Source organism: Sinorhizobium sp. 6-70, assembly GCF_030124375.1.
In the GTDB taxonomy this organism is placed as follows: Bacteria; Pseudomonadota; Alphaproteobacteria; order Rhizobiales; family Rhizobiaceae; genus Sinorhizobium.
The window spans coordinates 771,525-788,699 of the sequence record NZ_JASKLS010000001.1; the positions used below are offsets into that span (position 1 = coordinate 771,525).

The window sequence follows — 17,175 nt, forward strand, 5'->3', positions numbered from 1 at the left end:
TCGGCGCTCGCCTTTCAGTCGGTGTGCAATTTTTCGGTGACCAGCGTCTGCCGCATCGTGCAGTAGCGTCAGAACGGGTTGATATAGTTCGTGATCGCGATCTGCCGGAGCAGCACGCGGCGGATCACATGCGCGGGCTTGACCCGGTCGGTGAAGATCGCTGCGGCGCCGGTGGCGCCGGCCGGCAGGCGGTTGGCGAAATCCTGGTCGTCGAGCCGGACCCGAACGATGAAGGGCACACTCTTGATCGCCGTCGGCGCAACCGCCGCTCCCGATACTTGCGTCTGCCCGCTGGCAACGGCCTGCAGGACGCTTTCGACCTTGCCGGTGTAAACCTCGCCCGGCGCAAATTTGAACGTCGCCTCCACCCATTGCCCGGGTGCGATATAGCGCGCGTCGATCTGCGGGATCTCGACGCCGATGATGGTCTCGGACGTGTCGATGAACGCCATCACCGGCGACAGCGGCAGGTTGGAAACGCGCGCGCCCTTCCGGAGCGCCAGATTGGTCACGTAGCCGTCGGCCGGCGCGCGGACCGTCGTCTTGTCGAGATCCCAGCGGGCATTGGTGATCTGTGCCCTGAGATCGTCAACCTCGGCCTGCCGCTGCTGCACGTCGAAGGCCGGGCCGGCCCCGGTCGTCTCAAGTTGCGTCGTCTGCGCCAGCCGCAGTTCCTGGAACTTGAGCTCCGCCTGGAGCGCCTCGACCTTCGACTGGTAAGGCACCGGATCGATGCGGAAGAGCACGTCGCCGGCCTTGAGCGGGGCGTTCGCCGCCACTGGCACGTCGACCACCTCACCCGCGACGTTCGGCACGATGCCGATCGAATTGCGCACGACCAGCGCCAAGCCTTGCGGCGCGCCCCAGTTCATCGGGATGAACAGGCCGACCAGCAGCAGAAGCAGCACCAGGATCGGCGAGATCTTCCAGAACAGGTTGAATGGGATGATCCCGAACTTCACCAGGCAGAACAGGAGGAGGAGATAGACATTGAGGAGGACGACGATCATGGCTGCCGCTCCTTTGCAGCCGAGGCCGGAACGTCGACATAGGCCCAGATCAGCACAAGCGGCCAGAAGACGAAGCCGAAGAACAGCGTCACCCAGCCGCCGACCGTGACCGCTTCCGCCCAGGGATGGTTGCGCCGTTTCGCGATCATGCCCGGCAGCATGGCGAGGAAGACGATCACAAAGACCGTGCTCAACACGAGCACGATCAGCACGACCCAGGCAAAGATGTCGATCATGCTCACAGCCGGCCTCCCTCCCTCTATCGGCGATAGGATACGAAGTCCGGGGCCGAGAGATGAAGTACGTTACTGTTACATTCAGCCAAAGGCGCCGCCTCTACAGCGCCGCACTTCTTGTCAGACGCGCAAGGGACGCTGTAGCACTTTGAGTTGCTTCAGGTTTCTACCCTTAAATCGAGGATTTAAGGATCATGCAGTCGCTCAGCCGTAGAGATATTCCGGCAGCCAGAGCGTCATGCCGGGCCAGAGATACATGATGATCATGCAGAGGATGACGATCAGCATGTAAGGCATCATGCCGGCGAAGATCTGGTTCAACGTGACGTGCGGCGGCGACACGCCCTTGAGGTAGTAGGCCGACATCGCCACCGGCGGCGACAGGAAGGCCGCCTGCAGGTTGACGAAGACGAGCACGCCCCAGAGCACCGGGTCGATGTCGAAGTGCCTCAGCATCGGCAGGAAGATCGGCACGAAGATGATGATGATCTCCGTCCATTCGAGCGGCCAGCCAAGGATGAAGATGATCGCCTGCGACAGGATCATGAACTGAATTGGCGTGAGATCGAGCGCGAGCACCCATTGCTCGATCAGCGCCTGCCCGCCGAGGATGGCGAAGACGGCGGAGAAGAGCGCCGAACCAACGAAGAGCCAGCACACCATGGCCGTGGTCTTCGCGGTTAGGAACACCGCCTCCTTGGTGCGTTTCCAGTCGAGCGTGCGCGCCTGGAAGGCGAGCAGGAAGGCACCGGCGGCGCCGACGGCCGCGGACTCGGTCGCGGTCGTGATGCCGAACAGGATGACGGCGAGCACGACGACGGTGAGGATGCCGAGCGGCATGACGGAGGAGACGAGCAGCTTCATCACCTGAAGCCGCTCCGCGCCCATGTTGCGATAGTAGCGGATGAGGACCAGGGCGGAGATTGCTGCGGCGATAGCGAAGGACACATAAAAAGCGGTGCTCGGCCCGTTGACGACCGCCGGCCCGTTATCGACCGCAGGCGCGCCGAGCTGTTCCAGCCCCTCCGGCGCTTCGCTTTCGCCGGAGGCCTGCGGATGGATGACGGCATACCACCACACGAGCGCCAGCGTGAAGACGGTCAGCGAGAAGGGCACCAGAGCCGCGCCGAAATTCTTGACGAGCCGCCAATAGGTCAGCCGCCCCTCGCCCGTGTCCAGCGCCAGCGCCTTCGCCGGCGAGACCAGTGCCCGGAAAAGCCCCGCCAGCATGTTCGGCGAATAGGCTGCCTGCAGCTTGCTCATCCAGGAAGCGACCGGAACCCGTGTCTGCTCCTCGGGCAAAGCCGGCGCGATCTTGGGATTGATCGCCGCCCAGCCGAGAATATAGGCGAGATAGAGGAACGACAGAAAGAAGCCCGGCAGCATCGTCGCGGCATAGAGCTTGACGACGGACTGCCCCGCGACCGCTGCATAGACGATGATCATCACCGAGGGCGGGATCAGGATGCCGAGCGTGCCGCCCGCGGTGATCACGCCTGAGGCGAGCTTGACGTCGTAGCCGGCGCGCAGCATCGGGCTCATGGCGATCACGCCCATCAGCACCACCACGGCGCCGACAAGGCCGCTGGCGATGCCCCAGAAGGTGCAGACAATCAGCGTCGCGACAGCGAGCGACGCCGGCACCCGCCGGAACGAGAGCTGGATGCTATAGAACATCTTGTCTACGAGCGCCCCGCGCTCCATCACATAGCCCATCAGCACGAAAAGCGGGATCGAGATCAGCACGTCGTTGGTCATCGCTCCATAGGTGCGCTGGACCATCAGGTCGAAGACGCGGTTGTCGATCCAGTGCTCGGCCGGATTGTAGAAGGCATAGAAGCCGAAGAGCATGCCGAGCCCCATCAGCGTGAAGGCGGTCGGGAAGCCCATGATGATGACCACGACGATGAGCATCAGCATCGTCAGTCCCATAAACTGATCGCTCACGGTTCGACCTCTCCCCCCATTCCCCGTTGCCGGGCCGCCTTGTCGATGTTCTGCGCCCGTTCGATCGCCGCATCGCGGGCTTCGGCGTCGACATATTCGCTGCCGGCGAGCTGCTGGGCGACCACGTCGATCTCCTCGACGTCGCGCAGCCGCTCCGGCCACTCCCCGGTTCTGAGGCACAGGACGCAGCGCGCGATCTCGGCAAGTCCCTGAAGCATCACCAGCGCACCCGCGATCGGAATGACCGTCTTGAAATAGTAGATCGGCGGGCCTTCCGCCGTCACGGTCGAATGCTCGCCGATCCGCCAGGACAGCGCCGCATAGTCATAGCCGGCATAAACCAGGGCCGCGACGCCGGGCAGGAAGAACAGGATGTAGAGCAAAAGGTCGAGCGCCGCCTGCGTCCGGGGCCTAAGCGAACTGTAGAGAAAATCACCGCGCACATGGGCGTTCTGCGCCAGCGCATAGGCGCCGGCAAGCATGAACAGCGTGCCGTAGAACATGTTGCTGGCGTCGAAGATCCATGCCGTCGGCATGTTGAGGATGTAGCGCTTGAAGACCTCGACGCAGACAAGCGTCATCAGGCCGATGATCAGCCAGGCGGAAGCCTTGCCGATCCATACGCTGATCGCATCGACCCTCAGGAGAAAATGCTGAACGTTCACCCCGCGCCTCCCACCGGCGGCGGCAGACGCGGCCGTAGCCGCATCACCGCTCTATCTTTTTGCAATCGGTGACGTTTGCGGCCTTGGGCCTTCGGCCCAAGGCCTTGTCGAGCTAGAGCGGGATGAGGAAAAATGTGTGCGGTTTTCCGCCCGCATCCCGCTCTAACTGATTAGAATCGATCACGTTTATGATTTTAGGTCGATCCGACCTAAAATCATCGTGATCTAGAGTTCCTTGGCCACGCCCTCCTGGCCGAAATAGTGGTCGAACGCCAGCCGCCGGCCGACGACGGTGTCCTGCTCCCATCGCGTCGCCCGCTCGGCGAAAGCGATCTGGGATTGCAGGATCTCCTTGAACAGCGGGTTTTCCCCGGCCTTCTTCTTCGCGACCTCGTCATAAACTTCCAGCTGCTTCTTGAGGATCGCATCCGGTGTCTTGTAGAACTTGACCTGGTCCGTCGTTTGCATCGCCACATAGTCTTGCGAATAGCGGTCGATCGCCTTCCAGGCCATGTCCTGCGACGCCGCCTCGACCGCATTGGCGATGATTGCCTTCATCTGGTCGGGCAGTCCCTCGTATTTCGGCTTGTTGAACAGGATCTCGAACTGCTCGGCATTCTGGTGATAGCTCTGCAGCATGCAGATTTTCGACACGTCGGGGAAACCGAGCACCCTGTCGGAGGACGCATTGTTGAACTCTGCGGCATCCAGCAGGCCACGGTCGAGCGCCGCGACGATCTCGCCGCCCGGCAGGGCATTGACTGCCGCCCCGAGGCCGGTGAACACGTCGATCGAGATGCCGACGGTGCGGAACTTCAGGCCCTGCAGGTCCTCGGCCTTCGCCACCGGCTTCTTGAACCAGCCGAGCGGCTGCGTGGGCATCGGCCCATAGGGGAACGACACGACATTGGCGCCGATCGAGTCATAGAGCTTTGCCAGCAGTTCCTTGCCGCCGCCGTATTTGTGCCAGGCGAGCAGCATGTTGGCGTCCATGGCGAAGCCCGGGCCGGAGCCCCAGAGTGCCAGCGCGGTCTGTTTGCCGTAATGATAGACAAGCACGCCGTGGCCGCCGTCGAGCGTCCCTTCCGAAACGGCATCGAGCAGGCCGAAGGCCGGCACCACGGCTCCTGCTGGTAGCACCTCGATCTTGAGGTCGCCCCCGGTCATGTCGTTGACCTTCTTGGCGAAATCGAGTGCGAATTCGTGAAAGATATCCTTTGAGGGCCATGTGCTCTGCCAGCGCATGTTCACCGGCCCCTGTGCCTTGACGACACTCGGTGCAGCGACCATCGCCGCACCGGCCATTGCTGCGCCGCTCAGGAATTTGCGACGCGACGTCCTCCCCCCAAGTTGGGTTCTACGCTTCATCTTTACCTCCCGAAAACATAGGCTTTTTTCGCCTAAGCATTACAGAATACTCCTCCATGACGCCCCAAGCAAAGATTGCACGGAACGATGGTTGCGCACCCGTGTTAGGAGCGCATGATAAGTAATCTGGAGCGGATCGTAGTGTTGTGTAGGGGCACGAGGAATTTCCGCTCGAAGGACGCGAGATGAAAACCGGTTCGCCTGGAATTGTCGCTATCGTTACTATCATTCTTACCGGAGCGCTTGCCACCGGTTGCGCGGGCGTTTCGGCACAAGGACGTGCGGAGCAAAGCGGCGTCTATGGCCCCGATCCGAAGCTGCCGGCGCCCAGCCGCACACTGGTCCCGACCGTCAACATCGCCGAAGCCAAGGGCTGGCCAAATGGCGCCAAGCCGAGGGCGGCAAGCGGATTGGCGGTGAAGGCCTTCGCAAGCGGCCTCGATCATCCCCGCTGGCTGCACGTGCTGCCGAACGGCGACGTGCTGGTCGCCGAAAGCAATGCTCCCGCCAAACACGACGAATATTTCAGCCTCAAGAAGGTCTTCACGGACCAGGCCCAGAAGCGCGCCGGTGCCGCTACCGAGAGCGCCAACCGCATCACACTCCTGCGAGACACCAATGGCGATGGTGTCGCCGATCGGCGCAGTACCTTCGCCGAAGGCCTGAACTCGCCCTTCGGCATGACCCTGTCGAAAGGCAAACTCTATGTCGCCAACACCGATGCCCTCGTCGCCTTCCCCTATTCCGATGGCCAGGCCCGGGTTAAAGCCGCGCCCGAAAAGATCGTCGACCTGCCCGCGGGGGACCTCAATCATCACTGGACCAAGGATGTCATCGCCAGCCGCGATGGCCGCAAGCTTTATGCGACCGTCGGATCGAACAGCAATGTCGGCGAGAACGGCATCGAGGCGGAGCAGAATCGCGCTGCCGTTCTGGAGGTCGATCTCGCGAGCCACCGCACGCGCGTCTTTGCCTCGGGCCTCAGGAACCCGAACGGGCTTTCCTGGAATCCGGACGACGGCAGGCTCTGGGTTGCCGTCAACGAGTGCGACGAACTCGGCGACGACCTGGTGCCGGATTACATGACCTCCGTGCGTGCCGGCGGCTTCTACGGCTGGCCCTACAGCTATTTCGGCCAGAACGTCGACGAGCGCGTCAAGCCGCCGCGCCCGGACCTCGTCGAAAAGGCGATCAAGCCGGACTATGCGCTCGGCGCCCACACAGCCTCGCTGGGGCTGACCTTCGCCAACGGCGCGCAGCTCGGGCCGGGTTACGGCAACGGTGCCTTCGTCGGCCAGCACGGTTCGTGGAACCGCAGCGTGCGCAGCGGCTACAAGGTGATCTTCGTGCCCTTCCGGAACGGCAAGCCCGCCGGCCCGCCGAAGGACGTGCTGACCGGCTTCATCGACAGGGACGACAAGGCGTTGGGGCGCCCGGTCGGCGTGGCGATCGACAAGAAAGGCGCCCTGCTGGTGGCCGACGACGTCGGCAACACGATCTGGCGCGTAGCACCGGCAAGCGGGCGTTAGGCGCAAGGCGCCGAAACTGGATATCTCTGTGGCCGGCGGCTGATCGAGCGCGAGCGGCTGTTCTCGGCGATGGACACCTTCGATGGTGACAAGAAGCGTGGGCTGCGGCTGATCGAATAAGGGGCCGGCCTCGCTACGCCCGCGCGCTCGTCGGCGTGCCCCCAACAATGTTCACGCATGTAAGGATCAGGCTACTTGAAGGGTCGCAACCGCAGTCGGCTTCTATGGTCGTCCGGCCCGCTCTCTCCTGAAGGAAACTCGCCGCGAAAGTAGGATTTTTGCCATCGCGCCTGGGCAGCGGAGGAGTCCGGATTGGCAAGGTCCCGGTTGAAGTTGTTCCGGCTCTCCGACCAGAGCCGGTATTCGCGCTCGATCTCCGGAGCCTCGGCCAGCGGGAGAAGGGTGGGCGTGACGGTTTCGAGCGCGCCGCGTTTCACAGCAGAACGGCTCGTCGGCCGCGAAATGCACCCGGTGCGCCGGGCGGGTAAAGATCCAGTTCATCGTGAAGGTGTACGGCGACCAATCGGCCTCCACGATGCCGGTCAGCGGTGTTATTCCATCCTTCGGGTTGTTGATCGGCCCGGTGACGTAGAGGTCGAAGCCGGGCTCGGTCTTGAATATGCATGGCACGTGAAATGTCAGCACGCCCTCGCCGAAATGGCTGACGGCAAGTGGCGGCTTGTCCGACCGCGTCTTGATGCGAACCGCATCCAGTGCATAGCGCCCGTCCCAGATGGCGGAGAAGGCCGTGTTGCAGAGTATTTCCCAGCCATGTGTATTGGCGATGTTGAGTGGCAGGTATCGATAGGCGAAGCGTTGGTTCGTTCGGTCCATCCACTGGCGCTCGAGCGGCGCCGGACGGATGCGGACCTCGTGACCCTCAAGCACGTAAGCTGTCAGTTCTTTCATCCTTCACCTTGCCAACGCGCCAGAGCAATTCCGGGAAACTCCAGTGGGCCTCACCAATTCACCCTAAGCCCGATCTTACCGTCGAAACCACGGTTGTCGCCGTCAAAGGTCGTTTCATAGTTGACGTTGCCGTAGAGCGTGGTGGTTGCCGTCAGTTGCACGCTCGCTCCGATGCCGAACTCGATCCAGTTCTCGTCGAGTTTCGCGGAAAAGGCACGAATCCGTTGGCGGAGGATATTTCCGTCGTCGTCGTCGGTGCAAGTTTTCGAGATCGTGCCAACCGGCACGGCTGTTCGTAAATTCATTTGGCACCACCTTGATGGACTCGCGCCTTCGCGGTTGGTACTCTGCGCAGGCGGGATGGGGAACACCGCCGCGCGGGGCTTCCGCCTATCCCGCACTTCACTTCCAAAAGCCGGCCACGCCGATGATTTGGATTGGCTCGATCCAAAGCCGTTGTGTTCTAGAGTCACGGGAAACTGACGCATGAAGCGGCGGTTGGCAGCAATCCTGGACGCGGACTTTTCCGGCTACAGCCGGATGATGCGACATGACGAAGCCGGCACGTTCGCGGCGCTGAAGGCCCATCAGACGGAAGTCATTCTTCCCGCCATCGCCGGGCACGGCGGACGGGTTGTCAAGCACATCGGCGATGGTCTGCTCGCCGAGTTTTCGAGCGTCGTCGAGGCGGTCACTTCAGCGGTCGAGATCCAGCGGGCAATGCTCCGGCGCAATGAAACCGTGAACCCCGACCGGCACATGCACCTGCGCATCGGCATTCATCTCGGCGACGTGATTGTCGAGGAAGACGGCATCCATGGCGACGGCGTCATCGTCGCCGCGCGGCTTCAGGAAATCGCCCCGCCAGGCGGAATCTGCCTGTCGCAACAGGTCCACGACCATATCGGCGCAAAGCTCGATATTCCCATGACCGATCTCGGCCGCTGTCCGCTCGCCGACATTCGCCACCCCGTTCGCGCCTGGCGCTGGACGCCGGACGAAGCGTCCGGCACCCCGGCGGCGGCTCGAGCCGACAGAGGGGCGCGGTCCGACCGCCCGCCGTCCGCTCGCACCGTTCCCGACCGCAAGCGGCCGTCGATCGCGGTGCTGCCCTTCATCAACCTGTCGAGCGTCGACGAGCAGGAGCATTTTGCCGACGGCTTCACCGAGGAGCTCATCCACACGCTCGCACGCTGCCGCTGGCTGCAGGTCGTCGCCCGCAACTCCTCCTTCGCCTACAAGGGCAAGCCCGTCGACGTCCGGAAGGCCGCCGAAGACCTCGGCGTCAAATACGTGATCGAAGGCAGCGTGCGGCGCTCCGGCGACCGCATCCGCATAACCGCGCAGCTTCTGCGCGCGGAAAGCGCCACGCTTCTGTGGGCGGAGCGCTACGACCGGACGCTCGATGACCTCTTCGTGCTGCAGGACGAGATCGCCGGCGAGATCACCGGGACGGTCGAGCCCGAGCTCGGCATTATCGAATTCGCCGCGCTTCGCGGACAGACCGCCGCCGACATGGACGCCTGGGACATTTACCTGAAAGGCCTCTGGCATCTCTACAAGTTCAATCTCGACGACCTGAAGATCGCGAAGGACCTCTTCGAACGCGCAACCGGGGTCGATCCGACATTCGCGCAGGCCTATGCGCGCCTCGCCTATGTACACATCCAGCTCGGCTGGTACGGCGCCATGGACGAGCGGGGCACCCGGATCGCCGACGCCATCCGTCTCGCGGAGCGGGCGATCGCGCTCGACAGCCGGGAGCCCGCCGCCCATCTCGCGCTTGGCCGGGCACTGGCGTTGCGCGGCCAGCCGGAACGCGGCATCAGGTACCTGCGCACTGCGCTCGAACTCGATGCGAGCTTTGCGCAAGGCCATTTCGCCCTCGGCCAGGCGCTTTGCTACGTCGAGTGCCCCGAGGACGGCATCGCCGAAATCAACGAGGCGTTCCGGCTGAGCCCGCGCGATCCGCATCTGTGGACGTTCCACAACATGCTTGCGATCGCGCATTACCAGTCGGGCCGGCTCACGGAGGCCGAAGCCGCCGCTCGCGCATCGCTCAGGCAGGAGAACACGACCTTCTGGCCGGCGATGGTGCTGACCGCGGTCGTCGGCGCCCAGGGCAACGCCGAGGCGGCTCGTGCGGCGGTCTCCGAGCTTCTCAAGTTCCGGCCGGAGATGACGCTCGAAAAGGCGCGCGCCGAATTCTATTTCGGCGGTATTCCGGCCATGCCGGAACACTTCATCGACCGCTTCGCCACCGACCTCGAGCGGGCCGGGCTGGCGGGATAAGCATTTCCACGGCCGTGCGTTCTTTCAGACGCTAAATTACACGACAGTAACCGGCCGCTGCCTCGTCGGTTGCGGAGAGGCAAGTCATCTCCTCCCCACCTCATTCCTGTGTTTGTCACAGGAATCCAGCCAGCCCAAGTCCTTGGGCTGAAAAGATTCTTCCGCGTCGCAGACGCGCCGCTGCTGGATCCCTGTGACGAGCACAGGGATGAGGTGGGTGGGGACAGTCGTGCGCGACGGGTCATCCGACTTGATGAGGCGAAAAAATCGGCCACCCATTAGGCTGAGCCTGAGACAGTGCCGGAGAAGCCGCGGCGCGAGAAGACTCGCCTTTTCCCGCCTGCTTCTCCGGCTCCCCCGCCTAAGCAATTCCAGGAAAAGTGCGTAGCGGTTTTCCGTTCGGAATTGCGGAATTCAAAGCAATTCCAGTGCGTGACCGCCGGAATTGCATCAAAGAAACTATTGCGTCAAAGAACTATTGCAGTGTGCGCGACGCAGCCTGTGCCGGCTGGCCGTTGGCCATCTCCGGCTGGCCCTGGATGTCGCCGGTCGTGCGCGGACTGTCGAGACCCGTTGCCACCACCGAGACCCGGAAGGTGCCGTCGAGCGTGCGGTCGAAGATCGCGCCGACAACGATGTCAGCCTCGTCATAGACCTCCTCGCGGATGCGGGTCGCCGCCTCGTCGACCTCGAACAGCGTCATGTCCATGCCGCCGGAGATCGAGACCAGCACGCCCTTGGCACCGCGCATCGAGACCTCGTCGAGCAGCGGGTTGGCGATCGCCGCTTCCGCTGCCATCATCGCGCGGCTCTCGCCGGTGGCCTCGCCCGTTCCCATCATCGCCCGGCCCATGCCCTTCATCACCGTCTTCACGTCGGCGAAGTCGAGGTTCATCAAACCTTCCTTGACGATCAGGTCGGTGATGCAGCTGACGCCCGAATAGAGCACCCGGTCGGCGATCATGAAGGCGTCGGCAAAGGTGGTCTTCGCGTCGGCGATGCGGAAGAGGTTCTGGTTAGGGATGACGATCACCGTGTCGGCGCTCTCGCGCAGCCGCTCGATGCCCATCTCCGCCGTCTGCATGCGCCGCCGGCCCTCGAAGCTGAAGGGCTTGGTGACAACGGCCACCGTCAGGATGCCGGCCCGCCGCGCCGCCTCCGCAATCACCGGTGCCGCGCCGGTACCGGTGCCGCCGCCCATGCCGGCGGTGACGAAGCACATATGCGTGCCGCCCAGATGGTCCATGATCTCGTCGATCGACTCCTGCGCCGCCGCATTGCCGATATCCGGAAGCGAGCCGGCACCGAGGCCCTCGGTGACGGCAGTGCCGAGCTGGATACGCCGCTCCGCCTTCGACATCGAAAGCGCCTGCGCGTCGGTATTGGCGGCGATGAAATCGACCCCCTGCAGGTTCTCGGTGATCATGTTGTTGATGGCGTTGCCGCCCCCGCCGCCGACACCGATGACAGTGATTTTCGGACGCATCTCCGTGATGATCGGCTTCTTGTACTCTGTCATGGCTCTTCTCCTTGGGCAGTTCCGTGGGGTCGTCAGAGGCTGGTCAGTCCCCGGAAACTGCGACGAAAGCGGTGCGGGCGCGAATCAGTCACTCATTTTAGGAACTCAAAAAGGCCACGGAGAAGGCAAGAACGGCAAAAACGAGGCAAGTCCACAGTTACGTGCGGCCGGCCTCATATAATGGAGGGCACGTTTCGGCGGGGCCAAGCCACGCCGGGACTAGGTCTGCTCCATCGGCCGCGGCGCTGCCCATCGCCGAACCGGAGGATCGCGGTCGTCGAACGCCGCCTCGAAGCAGGCGGAGGCGAGCACCGCATGGATATGAAGCATTGCCGGACCTATATTACGGAAGCTGTGCCGGACCCCCGCGGGAACGATCAGCGATTGACCCGGCGTCAGAACTGCGCGCTCTCCGCCGAGGCGGATCTCCGCCTCGCCCGCCAGCACGGTCAGCACCTCCTCTACGAAATGGAAATGGTCGGGCGCGCCGGCGCCGGGCAAGACCCATTGCTCGAAGATGCAGAGCTCGCTTGCGCCCACGGTAGCGGCGACGTTCATCCGCGTCTGTACCCCCGGGCGCCATTCCTCGAGCGGCTGGTCGGCATGCGAGAGGATTTTCATTTGCAGCCCCTGTTACGCTAAAAATGGTGCAGCATAAGCGTTCGCAATTGCTACAGCAGGCGAAGAAAAGGCATGGCCGCGGGGTCAGTCCTACCCGGATGCGGGTGCGATGTAGCGGCGGCGCACGGCGTCGGCGATCCGGTCGCGACTCTCGGCGGCCGAGAGCGAGCGATCTTCCTCGATCCCTGCGGCGTCCTCTGCCAGCTCCGCGTCGCCGATGCTTTCCCCGAACCATTTCGAGTAGTCGCCGCCCCGCAAATGATGCTCCCAGGTCTCGTCGTTGATCCCCTCGGCAATCTGCAGGAAGATCATCAGGTTGTGGGCGCGCAGGTTCATCTCCTCGTCCGGACCGCGGAAATAGAAGCTCGCCTCCTCGTCCAGATGGCCTTCGGCATATTTCAGCGTGTGGCGCTTCCGGACCTGCCGCGGCTTCTCAACCCGGATACGCCGTGCGGGCGCGGCGCTCGATCGCTGCCAGAAAAGGACCTCATCGTGCGCCGCCGGTTCGTCAAGACCGTCCGGCGGCGCTTCTTCGACGGCCGCGCAGAGAGCCTCGATCGCCTCGCGCGCCTTCGGACCGAGTGCCGCGACGGCGGTGACTGCCGCAAGCACGTCCGGAGAGACGGAATCCGGATGAACGCTGATCATGATCATGCCCGAGCGATCGTCCGCAAGAGCGAGCGAAGCGCTGTCGCGTGACGCCGGCAGGGCGAGATGCGCCTCGTCGACGATCAGCCAGTGCGGCCTGCCTGTCTTGGCGCGAAAGGCCGACAGGGCCGGCATCAGCTCGGCGAAGAACTCCGGGCGTTCCTCGACGTCAAGGCCGAGCGCATTGATCACGACATTGTTGTCCGGATTGGCGAGGAGTTCCACGACCTCGCTGTCCGTGGGCGGTACCAGGCTGCTGCCCACGGTCACGGTACCTTCGAGGCCCTCATAGTCGCCTTCCGCATCGAAGACGCAGAACTGTGAGCGCCGCTCCTGCAGCCGCGCCGAAAGCGCCGTCACCAGCTTCGACTTGCCGCTGCCGGAGCTTCCGGCAATCAGCAGCACGTCGCGCGGGCCGATTTCGACCGACCCGTCGGCGTCCTCGCCGATCGGAACCCGATGCCGCTCGTTGATGCAAAGCGCGTGGTCGCGCTCGATGATCTCGGCGATCAGTTCCTCGACGCCTTCGCCGCGCGCGCCCACAAGCACGAGATCGGCGGTATCCTTCAGCGCCGGCAGGGCATTCGCGACTGCGGCGCCACAACCGACCGTCCTCAGCAATGCGTGGTCGTTCTCGGCATCGCCGACAGCCACGACATTCAGAAAGGAAAGCTGCATCTCCTCGAGTGCCGATTTGAGCCCGGTCGCCTTGTTGACGCCGGTCGGAAGCACCATCACCGCGCCCTTGTTGAAAATGATCTCGAGTTCGAGACCCAGTTCGTTGATTGCCTCGAGCGCGGCAGCCTGATGTGGCTCCCAGGTGGCGACGATCGAGCGCCCGACCGATATGTTGTCGACGCCCTTCTGCCGCAGCAATTCGACGAAAGCCGGCGGCGGTGCCGGGGCGACCGGCTTCTCCTCTTTGCTATCGGGCGAATAGAGCAAGGCGCCGTTCTCGACGACGATCTTGTCGAACAGATCCGTGTGAGGAAAGACGCGCTTCAAATCCGGCAGCTCACGCCCGGTGACGAGCAACAGCCTGCGCCCGGTCTCCTTCAGTCTCTTCAGGGCCTCAAGCGTTTCCTGCCGAACGACGCCGTCCTCTGCCAGCGTGCCGTCATAATCTGTCGCAAGGGCCATGAGATACATTTGCGCGCCGCCTCTGTTGGTGGCGGTGCGCAAGGTTCCTCCCGGGCGCCGCCATTTTCGTGCCGCCGAGAGGAACGTGCAGGCCCAGTACTGGTTCCCTGGCTACAGCGCCGCGCGTCTTGTCAGACGCGCCAAGGACGCTGTAGCACTTTGAACTGCTGCATGTTTTTATCCTTAGATCGGCTACGATTTAACGAACCATGCAGTAGGCCCTAAGTCCGATAGGCGTCGCTCAAGCATTCCAGCTCGGCCGGCTCCTGACCCGTTCGTTCCATCGCTTCACGTTCTCGAGCGAATCCGGGATTTCCATGCCGAAGGCTTCGCCCAGCCAACCGCAGACGCCGGCGGTAATGTCGGCGATCGAGAAATGCTCGCCGGCGAGGAACGGCCGGCCATCGGCAAGCTCGCGATCGAGCCAGGCCCATTTGTTCGGCACCGCCTTGCGCTCGGTTTCCGCGAAGGCGGGAAACTGCGTCAGCCGATCCTTGAAGAAATCTTCGGTGTGCAGCGCAACATTGCCGACTGTCGTGAAGATCACCAGCTCCGCCCGCCGGTTCCACATTTCGACCTTGGCGCGGCTGACGGCATCGGTGCCGAAGAGCGGCGGCTCGGGATGCGTCTCCTCGAGATACCGGCAGATCGCCACGCTCTCGGTGATGATCGTGCCGTCATCGAGCTCCAGCACCGGGATCTGCCCGAGCGAATTGAGCTTGAGGAATCCCGGCGCCCTGTGCTCGCCCTTGAAGAAATCGATGTCCACCATCGGCAGTGTGATGCCCTTTTCCGCCATGAAGATGCGCACGCGATAGGAGTTCGGGCCGATGCCCTGGTAGAGCTTCATTGTTTCCTCCCTTGTTTGGTCAAGCACCCGCATTATCGCACCATTGATTGCAAGTAGCAACCAGTTACCTTTTTGATCCAGTATCAGCGATCGAGCTCCATCCTCACGTCATCACGGACAGGCCGTTCCATCATCGTCGGCTGACCATCCGTATCTCTGCGTCAGGCTCAAACCCTACCCACTCCGTCATCCTCGGGCTTGACCCAAGGATCCAAACGCAAGGCATTCAAAACGCTGCCGATAAAATCCCTTGATGATGGATCCTCGGGTCAAGCCCGAGGATGACGACAGGAGAGATCATGCACCTGCTTGCGGCGCCCTCTCGCCACCAGGCCTGGCACCGCCCCCAGCGCCAACCTCAAAGCCGCCAGCCGCTCGCGATCACGAACGGCACCGTCTGCCCCTCCGCGATCGCCACGCTGCTGAAGGCCTTCAGCCGCTGGCCGTCGGGAAGCGCAAGGTCGAGCGCGAAACGCTCGCCTTCGAAGACGCACGACACGACCCGCATGAGGACACCGTCGGTGCGGCGGTGGACGTGTTCCGGCCGCACAAGCACATCGGCAACCGGCGCCTCGCCAGACGGCCTGCCTCCCGCCCCATTTGCTTCGCGCGACCCGAGCGCCTCGCGCAGCACCGGCCAGCCAAGCTGCCGCTCCCCGGTCTCCGCCAGCGGCAGCCGCAAAATGCTGCCGCGGCCGATCAGGCCGCCGACGACGCGGCCCTCGGGCCTGGCGTAAATCTCCGCCGGCGGCGCCACCTGCAGGAGCCGGCCTTCCGACATCACCGCGACGTCGGTCGCAAGCGCCATCGCCTCCGCCTGGTCGTGGGTGACGTAGACCATGGTGGCGCCGGAGCGCTCGTGGAAGGCGCGGAACGTCTCCTCCATCGCCTTCCTCAGGTGCTGGTCGAGATTGGCGAGCGGCTCGTCGAGCAGCACCACATCCGGCTGGGTGACGAGGCAGCGGGCGAGCGCCACCCGCTGGCGCTGGCCGCCGGAAAGCGCCGACGGCCGCCGCTCGGCAAGCTCGGTGAGTTTGACGAGCGACAGCGCCTCGCCCACGAGCTTCTGCCAGGCCGCACCGGAAATGCCCCTCACCTTCAACGGATAGCCGACATTCTCCGCGACCGTCATATGCGGCCAGAGCGCGTAGGACTGGAACACCATCGCCATGTTGCGCTTTTCCGGCGGCAGCGCACGCTCGGCATCCGAAAGCTGCCGCTCGCCATAGAAGATCGAGCCGTCCGTCGGCTGCTCGAAGCCGGCGATCATCCGGAGCACCGTCGTCTTGCCGCAGCCGGAGGGGCCGAGGAGCGCGAGGAACGCCTGCCGGCGCAGCGTCAGCGAGACGTCCGCCACCGCCGGCCTGCCATTCCCGAAAGACTTGGTGACATGATTGAGGATCAGTTGCGCCACGGCAGCACGCCCTCCGGCAGGTACTTTGCGAAGAATTCCAGCGCCGCCATCAGCGCGATCACCAGCACGACAACGAGCACCGAGAGCGCCGAGGCGAGATCGGAGGAGCCGCTGTCGTCGAGATTGAAGATCGCGACGCCGAGCGTCTGCGTGCCCGCCGACCAGAGCAGCGCCGAGACGGTCAGCTCGTTCGCCGCGATCAGGAAGACGAGGATGACGGAAGCGCCGGCCGCAGGCGCGATCAGCGGCAGCAGCACGTCGCGCATGCGGCGGGAAAAGCCCGCCCCGGCAAGCCGCGCCGCCTCCTCGAGCGAGGGATCCATCTGGAGAAACGCGCTCATGACAGGCTTCAGGCTGACGGCGAGGAAGGAGGAGAAATAGGCGGCGAGAATGATCCAGATCGTGCCGTAGAGCGACAGGCCGATGAGGGGCAGCGGCGCGGCGAAGGTGAGGATGAAGGCGACGGCGAGCACGATGCCGGGCAGCGCATAGGGGATCTCGATCAGGATGGCGATAAGATTGGCGAGCGCGCCCTTCCGACGCGTCAGGAGATAGGCTGCCGGCACGGTGACGGCAAGCAGCCCGAGGGCGGCGGCCGAGGCAAGGAACAGCGAATTCTTCAGCGCCGTCAGTGTGATCGACTGGCGGAACAGGATTTCGCCATAGGCGCTGAGCGACACGGTCTTGAGATTGAGCGGCACGCCGTAGGCCGGCACCAGCGAGCTTGCGACAAGCGCCAGCAGCGGAGCGACCAGCACCAGCGCCAGCACGGCCCAGAGCAGCGCTTCGACTGCGATGCGCAAGCGCCCGAGCGCGAAGGCGGCGCGTGCGCCGGTGTGGCCGATCAGGCGGTAGTCGCGGCCGGCGAGTGCCCGCTGCTGTACGAGAAGCCCGCCGGCGGAGATCGCCGCGATCAGCGTCGAGATCAGCGCGATCTCTCCGAAGGTGGCGGCGCCGAACCGAGATAGACGCGCGAGGCTCAGCGTCGGCAGCGTCTCGATCCCGGCGGGAATGCCGAGGATCGAGA

At 63.8% G+C, this 17,175-nt stretch carries 14 protein-coding genes and 2 pseudogenes; 3 read left to right on the forward strand and 13 right to left on the reverse strand.

The features are described 5' to 3' along the window. Positions 1 to 68: 68 nt before the first annotated feature. The 5 genes from QN222_RS03825 to QN222_RS03845 form a co-directional block, all read right to left on the reverse strand. Positions 69 to 1,010 (reverse strand): efflux RND transporter periplasmic adaptor subunit, encoded by a 942-nt coding sequence (locus tag QN222_RS03825; protein ID WP_283965268.1) that lies wholly within the window; start codon positions 1,008 to 1,010, stop codon positions 69 to 71. Next, positions 1,007 to 1,252 carry a DUF3302 domain-containing protein gene (locus QN222_RS03830; protein WP_284005234.1) on the reverse strand — a complete coding sequence of 82 codons (246 nt, stop codon included), beginning with the start codon at positions 1,250 to 1,252 and terminating at the stop codon, positions 1,007 to 1,009. The genes QN222_RS03825 and QN222_RS03830 overlap by 4 nt, the downstream gene beginning before the upstream one ends. A 198-nt stretch (positions 1,253 to 1,450) precedes the next feature. After that, positions 1,451 to 3,193: a TRAP transporter large permease subunit gene (locus tag QN222_RS03835; RefSeq protein ID WP_283965270.1), complete on the reverse strand. Its 1,743-nt coding sequence runs from the start codon at positions 3,191 to 3,193 to the stop codon at positions 1,451 to 1,453. Then, entirely contained in the window at positions 3,190 to 3,858 is a 669-nt protein-coding gene (locus QN222_RS03840) for a TRAP transporter small permease subunit (protein ID WP_283965271.1), read from the reverse strand. Before QN222_RS03840 ends, QN222_RS03835 begins: the two co-directional genes overlap by 4 nt. Positions 3,859 to 4,083: 225 nt before the next feature. Continuing rightward, positions 4,084 to 5,226 (reverse strand): TRAP transporter substrate-binding protein, encoded by a 1,143-nt coding sequence (locus tag QN222_RS03845; RefSeq protein ID WP_283965272.1) that lies wholly within the window; start codon positions 5,224 to 5,226, stop codon positions 4,084 to 4,086. A gap of 185 nt (positions 5,227 to 5,411) precedes the next feature. On the opposite strand from QN222_RS03845, the gene QN222_RS03850 reads away from it, so the two are divergent. Together QN222_RS03850 and QN222_RS03855 are read left to right on the forward strand one after the other, a co-directional pair. Next, positions 5,412 to 6,755 (forward strand): sorbosone dehydrogenase family protein, encoded by a 1,344-nt coding sequence (locus tag QN222_RS03850; RefSeq protein ID WP_283965273.1) that lies wholly within the window; start codon positions 5,412 to 5,414, stop codon positions 6,753 to 6,755. Positions 6,756 to 6,794: 39 nt separating this feature from the next. Then, positions 6,795 to 6,875: pseudogene (locus tag QN222_RS03855) on the forward strand (phytochelatin synthase); the annotation flags it as partial. A gap of 71 nt (positions 6,876 to 6,946) precedes the next feature. Here QN222_RS03855 and QN222_RS30370 read toward each other — a convergent pair. Further along, positions 6,947 to 7,664, reverse strand: a pseudogene (locus QN222_RS30370) (DUF6065 family protein). A 50-nt stretch (positions 7,665 to 7,714) separates the two neighbouring features. After that, the gene (locus QN222_RS03870; protein WP_283965275.1) at positions 7,715 to 7,969 is read right to left on the reverse strand and encodes an autotransporter outer membrane beta-barrel domain-containing protein; all 255 of its coding nucleotides are present in this window, start codon (positions 7,967 to 7,969) and stop codon (positions 7,715 to 7,717) included. A gap of 181 nt (positions 7,970 to 8,150) precedes the next feature. On the opposite strand from QN222_RS03870, the gene QN222_RS03875 reads away from it, so the two are divergent. Continuing rightward, entirely contained in the window at positions 8,151 to 9,956 is a 1,806-nt protein-coding gene (locus QN222_RS03875; protein WP_283965276.1) for an adenylate/guanylate cyclase domain-containing protein, read from the forward strand. A 475-nt stretch (positions 9,957 to 10,431) separates the two neighbouring features. Here QN222_RS03875 and ftsZ read toward each other — a convergent pair whose 3' ends face one another. From ftsZ to QN222_RS03905, 6 genes are all read right to left on the reverse strand, one after another. Beyond that, on the reverse strand, positions 10,432 to 11,475 hold the full coding sequence (ftsZ, locus tag QN222_RS03880) for a cell division protein FtsZ (RefSeq protein ID WP_284005237.1): 1,044 nt from the start codon (positions 11,473 to 11,475) through the stop codon (positions 10,432 to 10,434). 219 nt (positions 11,476 to 11,694) lie between these two features. Further along, positions 11,695 to 12,096, reverse strand: coding sequence for a cupin domain-containing protein (locus QN222_RS03885; protein WP_283965869.1), 402 nt, complete (start codon positions 12,094 to 12,096; stop codon positions 11,695 to 11,697). A gap of 90 nt (positions 12,097 to 12,186) precedes the next feature. Further along, positions 12,187 to 13,893: an HAD-IIB family hydrolase gene (locus tag QN222_RS03890; RefSeq protein ID WP_283965868.1), complete on the reverse strand. Its 1,707-nt coding sequence runs from the start codon at positions 13,891 to 13,893 to the stop codon at positions 12,187 to 12,189. Positions 13,894 to 14,125: 232 nt separating this feature from the next. After that, positions 14,126 to 14,734: a glutathione S-transferase family protein gene (locus tag QN222_RS03895; RefSeq protein WP_283965867.1), complete on the reverse strand. Its 609-nt coding sequence runs from the start codon at positions 14,732 to 14,734 to the stop codon at positions 14,126 to 14,128. Between the two features lie 358 nt (positions 14,735 to 15,092). Further along, complete coding sequence (locus QN222_RS03900) at positions 15,093 to 16,148, reverse strand: ABC transporter ATP-binding protein (RefSeq protein ID WP_283965866.1); 1,056 nt, start codon at positions 16,146 to 16,148, stop codon at positions 15,093 to 15,095. After that, the coding region (locus QN222_RS03905; RefSeq protein ID WP_284005238.1) for an ABC transporter permease subunit at positions 16,136 to 17,175 on the reverse strand (1,040 nt) is incomplete at its 5' end. The genes QN222_RS03900 and QN222_RS03905, both read right to left, overlap by 13 nt.

Bases quoted from the DNA above. Each gene is read 5' to 3' on its own strand.
- QN222_RS03825 (WP_283965268.1), bottom strand. From the start codon at position 1,010: ATGATCGTCGTCCTCCTCAATGTCTATCTCCTCCTCCTGTTCTGCCTG.
- QN222_RS03845 (WP_283965272.1), bottom strand. From the start codon at position 5,226: ATGAAGCGTAGAACCCAACTTGGGGGGAGGACGTCGCGTCGCAAATTC.
- QN222_RS03850 (WP_283965273.1), top strand. From the start codon at position 5,412: ATGAAAACCGGTTCGCCTGGAATTGTCGCTATCGTTACTATCATTCTT.
- QN222_RS03870 (WP_283965275.1), bottom strand. From the start codon at position 7,969: ATGAATTTACGAACAGCCGTGCCGGTTGGCACGATCTCGAAAACTTGC.
- QN222_RS03875 (WP_283965276.1), top strand. From the start codon at position 8,151: ATGAAGCGGCGGTTGGCAGCAATCCTGGACGCGGACTTTTCCGGCTAC.
- ftsZ (WP_284005237.1), bottom strand. From the start codon at position 11,475: ATGACAGAGTACAAGAAGCCGATCATCACGGAGATGCGTCCGAAAATC.
- QN222_RS03885 (WP_283965869.1), bottom strand. From the start codon at position 12,096: ATGAAAATCCTCTCGCATGCCGACCAGCCGCTCGAGGAATGGCGCCCG.
- QN222_RS03890 (WP_283965868.1), bottom strand. From the start codon at position 13,893: ATGTATCTCATGGCCCTTGCGACAGATTATGACGGCACGCTGGCAGAG.
- QN222_RS03895 (WP_283965867.1), bottom strand. From the start codon at position 14,734: ATGAAGCTCTACCAGGGCATCGGCCCGAACTCCTATCGCGTGCGCATC.